Annotated in this window: 12 protein-coding genes and 1 pseudogene; 10 read left to right on the top strand and 3 right to left on the bottom strand. The window is 64.5% G+C overall.

All coding sequences use genetic code 11. The features are described 5' to 3' along the window. The 8 genes from ACGFH6_RS44545 to ACGFH6_RS44510 all read left to right on the top strand — a co-directional run. Positions 1 to 511 (top strand): hypothetical protein (locus tag ACGFH6_RS44545; RefSeq protein ID WP_393397467.1); only part of this gene is annotated, 511 nt, incomplete at its 5' end. A 115-nt stretch (positions 512 to 626) separates the two neighbouring features. After that, positions 627 to 1,097, top strand: coding sequence for a hypothetical protein (locus ACGFH6_RS44540; RefSeq protein ID WP_393397464.1), 471 nt, complete (start codon positions 627 to 629; stop codon positions 1,095 to 1,097). Between the two features lie 163 nt (positions 1,098 to 1,260). Further along, positions 1,261 to 1,635 carry a hypothetical protein gene (locus ACGFH6_RS44535; protein ID WP_393397461.1) on the top strand — a complete coding sequence of 125 codons (375 nt, stop codon included), beginning with the start codon at positions 1,261 to 1,263 and terminating at the stop codon, positions 1,633 to 1,635. 19 nt (positions 1,636 to 1,654) lie between these two features. Further along, positions 1,655 to 1,834 carry a helix-turn-helix transcriptional regulator gene (locus ACGFH6_RS44530; protein ID WP_393397458.1) on the top strand — a complete coding sequence of 60 codons (180 nt, stop codon included), beginning with the start codon at positions 1,655 to 1,657 and terminating at the stop codon, positions 1,832 to 1,834. Between the two features lie 315 nt (positions 1,835 to 2,149). After that, entirely contained in the window at positions 2,150 to 2,386 is a 237-nt protein-coding gene (locus tag ACGFH6_RS44525; protein WP_393397455.1) for a hypothetical protein, read from the top strand. A 131-nt stretch (positions 2,387 to 2,517) separates the two neighbouring features. After that, positions 2,518 to 2,760, top strand: coding sequence for a hypothetical protein (locus tag ACGFH6_RS44520; RefSeq protein ID WP_393397452.1), 243 nt, complete (start codon positions 2,518 to 2,520; stop codon positions 2,758 to 2,760). A 145-nt stretch (positions 2,761 to 2,905) separates the two neighbouring features. Then, positions 2,906 to 4,522: a hypothetical protein gene (locus tag ACGFH6_RS44515; protein WP_393397449.1), complete on the top strand. Its 1,617-nt coding sequence runs from the start codon at positions 2,906 to 2,908 to the stop codon at positions 4,520 to 4,522. Between the two features lie 264 nt (positions 4,523 to 4,786). Next, on the top strand, positions 4,787 to 5,116 hold the full coding sequence (locus ACGFH6_RS44510; RefSeq protein WP_393397446.1) for a hypothetical protein: 330 nt from the start codon (positions 4,787 to 4,789) through the stop codon (positions 5,114 to 5,116). Positions 5,117 to 5,428: 312 nt separating this feature from the next. Here ACGFH6_RS44510 and ACGFH6_RS44505 read toward each other — a convergent pair whose 3' ends face one another. Next, the gene (locus tag ACGFH6_RS44505; protein WP_393397470.1) at positions 5,429 to 5,962 is read right to left on the bottom strand and encodes a helix-turn-helix domain-containing protein; all 534 of its coding nucleotides are present in this window, start codon (positions 5,960 to 5,962) and stop codon (positions 5,429 to 5,431) included. Beyond that, a pseudogene (locus ACGFH6_RS44500) lies at positions 5,920 to 6,453 on the bottom strand (AraC family transcriptional regulator); the annotation flags it as partial. The gene ACGFH6_RS44505 and the pseudogene ACGFH6_RS44500, both read right to left, overlap by 43 nt. 254 nt (positions 6,454 to 6,707) lie before the next feature. Between ACGFH6_RS44500 and ACGFH6_RS44495 the strand changes: the two are divergent. Beyond that, positions 6,708 to 7,454, top strand: coding sequence for a serine hydrolase domain-containing protein (locus ACGFH6_RS44495; protein ID WP_393397443.1), 747 nt, complete (start codon positions 6,708 to 6,710; stop codon positions 7,452 to 7,454). Next, a complete protein-coding gene (locus tag ACGFH6_RS44490) occupies positions 7,429 to 7,611 on the top strand; it encodes an alpha/beta fold hydrolase (protein ID WP_393397440.1) in 183 nt (60 codons plus the stop codon). The genes ACGFH6_RS44495 and ACGFH6_RS44490 overlap by 26 nt, the downstream gene beginning before the upstream one ends. A gap of 421 nt (positions 7,612 to 8,032) precedes the next feature. Here ACGFH6_RS44490 and ACGFH6_RS44485 read toward each other — a convergent pair. Next, on the bottom strand, positions 8,033 to 8,257 hold a 225-nt coding region (locus tag ACGFH6_RS44485; RefSeq protein ID WP_393397437.1), incomplete at its 5' end, for a hypothetical protein.

Below are 8,257 nucleotides of genomic sequence, written 5' to 3'. Positions count from 1 at the left end.
GGTGCTTTCGGAGTACGGCCAGGTCGCGGAGCGGGTTTCGGACGAAGAGTTCCATCTTCACGAACCGTTGGTGATCCGGAAGGCGGCTCGGGCGAAGCGGTCCGTGGACGGTGTGGCGGTCTGGTCGTCTTATGCCACCGTCGGGCTGACAGCCAAAGGAGACATCGGCAACATCGAGTTGCATTGGCCGGATCTGCCCGCTGCTGTCTTGAAAGAGGCACAGATCCTTGCCGCCTTGGTACAGCAGGGCTTCGAGCCTCCAGAGCTACCGGGCGCACGGCCTGAATCTGCCGAGGCAGGTGTCATGCACTCGCCGGCGATCGGCTTCTTCATGGACGTCGCCGCGGCCGTGCGGGTCGTGTACGTAGGCGAGGATCCCAATTTGGGGCGCAAGGCAACGATGTTCCTTGACCGTCATGGTGAGCCGGTCGTCCGACCGCGCGACATCGACCCGGCCAAACCCGCCACGATCGACCGCCCCGAACCTGACGGAAAGACTTCGGCGCGCTGAGCAGGTCCGGACTTCGCCGCTTGGATCGACCAGAAGGTACGAAGACGGACCGGGGGCAGCGACGGGCTTCAGCGTTCGACGTGCCGACTCGAAACGACTGATGGGAGCCAATCTAATGGACTTCGGCAGCGTTGCGGACTGGCTGGCCGCGATCGGCACTGTCGGTGCACTCTTCGTATCGCTCAACCTGCTGCGCGAGGACCGGCGACTGCGGGCGAGAGAACAGGCAACACGCATCTCGGTGTGGACCGAATGGAGACGGAGCCCCGACCACCACGACACCAGCGAACGCGAATACTTCGCCTACATCAACAATGCAAGCGATGCACCCATATACGTAGACCTGATGCAGGTGCACCACACGCCCGACGACCCTCCTGATCTGCTGGTCGAGATGGGTACGGTCCCCGCTCACGACACCGCCGACTACGGTCTGGACGTGGAGGACTTCCGACCCGACGGTCTACCGCCATACGTCTCCATCACGTTCCTGGACACCAATCGGGTGCCATGGTCGCTCGACTCTCGCGCGGTCCTCAAACGCCTGAAGTCAATCGGTGGCAGCGCGAGGCAGGACCGATCCTGATGAGGTGAAACACTCACGGCTCGCACCTCCTGACCCTGGACGAACAAGTATTTGAAGGCCAACTGGGAGCCGCTGGCTCCTGTGGCGGCACGGCCTCTCGACTCGGCCTTCCTGTCACCCGACCTCAACAGCCTGACGCTGTGATTGTGGATCTGAGCAGCCCATGGGAGCCAGCGAGCGGGTTGCCGCGATGCGACGGGAGCGCGAACGTCAGGCGCGGATCGAAGCCGCGACCGCGCGGACCATCAGAGCGCAGGCGCCGCTGGATCGCGCGATCGAAGCCAGGTCTCTCGCTATCGAGCGGTACGACGAACGCGTCGCCGATGCCGAGGCAGCATCCGCCGCAGAGACGGCCCTGCTAGCCAAGATCTGCGGATCCGCCGAGGCCGCCGCCGAGATCCTGGGCTGGTCCGTGCGTCACCTCAGACGAGTCGTCAAAGCCGAGCGAGAACGAGAAACGGGATCTGCTTCGCCAGCTCCTCGCAACTCCGATGAGGTCTCGCCAAGGGATGGAGGCGCCGACGTCCGCCGTTCCTGATTCGGACCCACTCTGGGACGTGGACAAGGTCGCGGCCTACCTTCGCGTACCCAAGCGAACTCTCTACCGCTGGCGAACCCTCGGCTACGGCCCTCCCGGCAAACGCGTCGGCCGATACATCCGCTATCGCGCCAGCGAAGTCATCGACTGGTTCGCCAGTCTCGATGATCACCTCCTCGACGACAGGTTGGACACCTGAGCGCTCAGCTGCCATGACGCAAGGTGAGTTGGATAGCTTCGGCAGCCCGCCAATCGTGCTCCGCGGCATGTCGATTCCGATACGGCACTGACTCCGTCGTGGCTGGTAGTCGACGCGCAGCAGGCAATTGTTTTAATCAATCGCCTACATTGCACAAAAATGGCGCGCCGCAAATTCCGAGATGCGAATAGTTGCGCACTGTTGACATCTGTGCTACACGGGGCCAAGCTTGAATGAACGCGAGCGAGGGGAAACGCTCAGGTGAGGTCGCATCTTTCTCGATGAATGATCGATCTTCGAGGGGAGGGGTTACTCGTGCGTGAACGCATCCGGAGCAGGTTCTTTGTCGAGATCGCCCTCGCAACACTGACTGCGGGCCTATTTGTTCTCACGCTGATCAATCGCGAATGGATCGAGCTGTTGTTCGGGGTCGAGCCGGACGGGGGTGATGGCTCGTTAGAGATCGCAATTGTTGGAGTGCTTCTGGTGGCGACCATCGTCTTCGGCTGGCTCGCACGTGGCGAATGGCGTCGAGCCGCCCAGAACCCATAGATTCGGCGGCCGGCCGACGCGGGCGACAACGGGCCTCGATTGATGAGCCTGTGATTGGGGGTGGTGCCTGGCCGGAAGCGACCTAAGCTAGTGCTGGTACCTGTGGATCAGGGACTGGACGGAGCTTCCTTATGAGCGAAAACCAGCCCGAAACTGCGCATGACGGCGACGGTGGTCCGTCCGGCGCGCCGACGCCCGGGATGCCGATCGAGCCCGAGAATGAGCCGGCTGCCGACGACGCGAACAGTGGAGACGCCGAGTCGCGGTCCATACCGGTCGGGAGCCCGGTCGATGAAGAGACCTATGCCGAACTGAAGAGGCGTGCAGAGCAGCCGGACGAGGACGCACCACCAGCGCAGGACGATCCCAGCTAGCCGGCGTCAGCTTCTACACACCCACCGCGCGGATTGACGTCCTGTCATGCGCCTTGCTGAAGGTGCATTAGTGATGACGTGTGCAACGGCATCGTCATCATGCAAACCCATGTAGCAAATCGTCCGTCAGGCAAGGAGATCAGCTATGCCAGACGAGTTCGAGCAAGGCCCCAGCGACTCTGCTGTTCCTGGGAAGCTTCAGTCGATTGAAGATCTCGGTCCCGCTGATTTTGTGCTGACCCCGGTTGGTACGGCCAAGCCGGACTGGATGGAGACTCGGTTCCCGGTATCGATGGACGAGTACAGGGATCTGACCGCAGAGGCCAATCAGCCCGAGCCAGGGGCGCTGGCCGTCGAGGATGATCCCGAGCTCATCGAGGACGAAGCCGTTGGTGAGGCCGCAGGTGCGGCGGTTGCAGAACAAGAAGTGCCCGAGGATGGGCAGCGGGCGGCCCCGGCGGCTGCGCTCGCGCCGGCAGCCGACATGTCGTTCCGAGGAACGCCACAGACCGCGTTCCGACCGCCGGACTGTGCCATGGCAGTCGGTGCGAGCGACGTGTTACTGGCCGTCAACGTGGATCTCGCCGGCTACCGCAAGGACGGCAGCCTGCGCTTCCGCTGGCCCAGCATGACCGCATTGTTCAGCCAGGTACTGCCGCCTGGTGCTGGCTTGTTCGATCCCAAGCTGGCCTACGACCACTACGCTCGTCGCTGGATTGTCGTGGTCGCCGCACGGCGCGGGACGCCGGCAGGATCCTGGATCATGATCGCCGCCTCCCAGGGCGAAGATGCCGCCGGTCCCTACTGGGTTTGGGCGCTTGATGCGTCAGTCGACGGCAGTGCCCGCAGCGACAACTGGGCCGACTACCCGATGCTCGGATTCGATACCCAAGCGGTCTATATCAGCACCAACCAGTTCCGCATCGGCGGCGGCTTCTCGTACGCCAAACTGCGCATCCTCAACAAGGCCGAGCTGTACAACGGCGCTCCGCTCCGCTGGTGGGACTTCTGGAATCTCCGCAACCCCGACAACAGTTTGTCGTTCACGGTTCAGGCCGCAGCTCACTTCCGCGGCCTGGGCGGCAACCCTCCGGCCTACCTAACGAACGCACTCTGGCCTAGCGGCAGCTCACTGACGCTGTGGCAGCTCAGCAACCCCGTGGGCCTGTGGACCGGCGGCGCTCCCCAGTTGGCGCGCTTCGCCGTGCCCTGTCGGTCTTATGACCTACCACCCGATGCCGAGCAACCGCACCCGTCCGTACGCGTCGAGACCAATGACTCACGCCTGCTGAGCGCGGTGTATCAGTACGCCGGCGGTGTCCAACGGCTGTGGACGACACATACGACCAAACTGAGCTGGCAAGGCGAATCCGTTGCCCGCTCAGGACTGCAGTGGTACGAGATCGATGTCGCAAGTCGCTCGGTAGTGCAGCAGGGCGCGTTCGGCGCTCCTGGCTATTACTACTACTTCCCGATCGTGCAGACCGACATCGCGCGCAACGCTTACCTCTGCTTCAGCCGGTCGAACAGCGGAGAGTTCGGCTCGTTGCGCTTCACCGGTCGACGAGCGAACGATGCGCAAAGCGCGCTACAAGGCAGTGCTCTGATCAAAGCGGGCGAGAGCGCCTACACGGGCGGACGATGGGGCGATTACTTCGCTCACAGCCGCGATGGCGGCGATGCGACACGAGTCTGGCTGTATGGAGAGTTCGCAGACGCCCGCGATACCTGGGGAACGTGGGCGGCGGCTGCACACTTCTAGACATTGCCACAAGGTGGCTGCACAGCGACCAAGGGCGGGTAGGTCGGGCAGGCGCGGTACGGCGTCCCGATCACTGCTGGCCGAGAGGGGAGGTCCAACCTGGCAATCGGACAGGCGACCACAAAACAGACCTGGTTGCTGGATTAGGTTGCTGGATGGTCAGGAGGCCCTATCGGCTGATGTCGGCCTCCAGTCGTGGCGCGGACATTGGCGGGGCTGCACGACACCAAGCTGGTAATGGCGATTCACACCTAGGGGATAGCGATGACGGACTCGGACTCCGGTGCGCGATGGAAGTACGGATTGATCGCACTGGGCATAGGCGCTGCCACGCTGATCGCCGCAGTCGTGATAATCGGGATTGCTTGGAATGACAACGCAACCGCACTCGCTGCCGTCACTGGAACCATTGGGACCATCGTCGGCGCCTACTTTGGCCTCCAGGTCGGTGGAGCTGAGGCGGAGGACGCCAAGAAGAAGCGCGATGAAGCCGAGGGAAAGAAGGACTCCGCGCTGAAGGCAAACGTCCTACTTGCCTCGCAGTTGCCGCCGGATCAGGCAGGACCGATCCAGGCCCACTTCGGCCTCCAGTAGCCAACTATGGTCGGCCGTCCGAAGTGGCCTTGGTAATCGGTGGATCGCTGGGGAGATCCTCGACGTACACCATTCCTAATGTGCGGCCATGCTGGCTGGCGACCTCGGCGAGCCGCCGCAGCTCACCAGCTCGCTATCGGTCAAGCAGATGATCAACTACTCGTCAACCAGCACGCGTACGGCGTCCCTGCGGCCAGCTCGCCCGTCTACCACTACCGCCACTCCGGCGACAGCGAAATGCTCAGCTCGTACCTCGCAAGCTTCGATTCGATCTGGGCGAAAGGCGTCCCGTCCCACGGGTGATCGGGGATCTCAAGATCGAGGCGTTTGCACGTCCTTACCCTGGTGGGACGGGGTACGGCCGCGGAAGTGGTGGCGGTGGTCGCCTGGGGTGGTGTCCAGGCGTCTGCGGAACGCGCGGTTCATGGTCTCGGGGGTGCCGAAGCCGCAGGTCTTGGCGATCTGTTCGATGGTTCTGTTGGTGGTCTCGAGCAGCCGGCATGCGGACTCGAGCCGGACGGCTTCGACGTGGTCGGCTGCGGTGGAGCCGACCTCGGCCTTGAAGACGCGGGTGAACTGTCGTTCGGAGAGATTGACGTGCCGGGCAGCGCCGCGACGGACAGATCGTCGGTGAGGTGGTCGCGCAACCAGGGCAGGAGGTCGCGAACCGGTTCGGTGGCGGCTGCTTGTCCGGCCAGGAGCGCGGAGAACTGTGCCTGACCGCCTGACCGCTGCAGGTAGACGACCAGTTGACGCGCGACGGTGGCGGCGGCCTGGTGTCCGTGGTCGTCGGCGACGAGGGCGAGCGTGAGGTCGATACCAGCGGTGACACCTGCGGAGGTCCACACGTTGCCGTCGTGGACGTAGATGGCGTCGGGGTCGACGGTGACATCGGTGTAGGTGTGGTCAAGGAGTCCGCACTCGGCCCAGTGGGTGGTTGCACGTCGTCCCTTCAGTAGGCCGGCGGCCGCGAGTAGGAACGCGCCGGAGCAGACTGAGGTGACGCGGCGTGCGTCGGTGGCGAGCCGTCGGATCTGGGCGAGGAGTTCGGTGTCCGCGACGGCTGCGTTCATGTCGGCGCCACCGGCCACCATCAACGTGTCGACAGGCCCGGTGACGTCGGTGATGGCGGAGGAGGCGAACTCCAGCCCGCAGCTGGCGTGAACCGGGCCGCCCCGGGTGGTTACGACCGTGGTGCGATACCGGGCTGCTGGCAGGAACCGGGAGGCGCTGGAGAAGACCTCGAGGGGACCGGTGACGTCGAGGATCTGGGCCGAGTCGAAGGTCACGATGACCACAGTCTTCTCGACGGGCAGCTCGAGAGTCGGCTCTGTCATCGGGGTTCCATGCAGTTGACAGTATGCCGCGGATGCGGTGGCCGACATCGTCAACAAGGTGTCCTTGTGGGTGGCGCGCCCCGGACACAGGCTGAGGTATGCCCCAAACCCAGAACCTGCTCCCCGACATGCCTGCTCCGGTCTCGTCCAACCCGCGGCCCCCGCCCGGTGGCAGCGGCCGGCGCATCCGGGAGCTGAGCCGGCGGCTGCTGGTCCGCGATTCGGCTTCGTTTGCTCGCGGCTGGGCGGGGAAAGTGCTGGTCGCGGCGGTCCTGATCGGTATCCCCGCCACCATAGTGCTGATCTCGCTGACCGGCGGCGGGTACGGGCGGTACGCCGAGGACAGCTGGAAAGCACTGCTCATGCTCGTCGTCCTGGCCGGGAGCTACCTCGCCTCGCGCCGCCTTCTCGTCACCGTGCTCATCGGAGTGCTGACGGTCGCGGTCGTGTCCTGGGTGTTGTCGCCCAACCTGGCGGACGCCCGCGACGGCGACGTCACGGTCCTGGCGCACCTGGACCACCAAGCTGGCATGGGCATGCTCGCCGGCTACCACGGTGTCGCGGTCGCCGAGGTCGACCTGAACGCGGCCGAGCCGGTGCGGCTGGCTGGAATCGGCGCCGGCGAGACCACCTTGATGGAGGTCGGGTCGATGACCAAGGCGATGACGGGGCTGGTCATCGCAGACGCTGTACGCCGCGGAGAGATTCGCATGGACGCGGCGGTCTCCACCTATCTTCCCCAGCTGGCAGGCTCGCTCGCCGGCACCGCCACGATGCACGAGCTCGTCACCCACACCTCCGGGTACGACGAATTCGGCAGCGCGACCCTGCGCCGCGCCGCCTGGAAAGCGCCGCTCGGCCTCAACTTCCTGACCGCCGACAGACAAGATCCAGCTCGCAATCATCGGAGACTATGCCAGCAATCTTGCGGTGTACCCCGCTCTTCATCAATTGCTGCGGAAACGCCAGCTCCCCGTGCTCGCCGTGTGGGGCAAGGGTGATCAGATTTTCGGACCGGCCGGAGCCCAGGCTTTTGCGCGCGACACAGGGCGCGCCGAGGTCCACCTGCTCGAAGGCGGGCACTTCCTGCTCGAAAGCGCGCTCGACGAGGTGGCTGATCTGATGCTCGATTTCCTCGGCCGCACGATCGGCGAGTGACGGGCCGTTGGGCGGGCTGCCTGGCCGGTCCGGTCGTCAGCTCCGCAGTCCGAGGGTGACCGCCAGGAGGGTTACTTGCCGCCTACGAGCGGCCCGTCCTTCAGCTCCGTGAACCACCGCACGTCGCCGGCAGAGGCCAGCAGAATAAGGGCCGTGAAGGGCCCGGTCGTCGAACGCGGGCGGTGTGCACGCCGGATTCGACATCGTCCGCGCTCAGGTTCTCGGGCGACGGTACGGCCGGAGCCGCTACGCACGCAGCGCTTCGCGAGTGCTGAGATCTGTCAATGGGTCTGTCAATGAACCCCAGTCATGTTCGGGCAGATCTGGCAGCGAAGGCAGTGCGACCGGACAAGGTTTCCGCCTAGGGGCAGCCCGGCGTAGGGCGACCCTCGCACTTGTAGAGCGATGGCTTGATTTGGTGTCATAGGCGACCGATAACGGTTGTTCTCTCAGATGCGCCTGCACAGATGCTACTTACATTCTGCCTGTGAATGGTCTCCAGGCCTACGCCGCCGCTGGCAACCCCTTTGCGGGCCGGTAGGGCCGTCAAGGCGAGTGCGATCAGAACCGGCACATGGCCGAGCAAGTACCTGGAACGCCCCAGGAACAGCAGGAGGAACGCGGCGATGCCCACGATGCTCAAGGC

It is taken from the genome of Kribbella sp. NPDC049227, from assembly GCF_043197265.1.
In the GTDB taxonomy this organism is placed as follows: domain Bacteria; phylum Actinomycetota; class Actinomycetes; order Propionibacteriales; family Kribbellaceae; genus Kribbella.
Note: the sequence above shows the minus strand (reverse complement) of the source record. Positions and strands in the feature narration are given on the sequence as shown.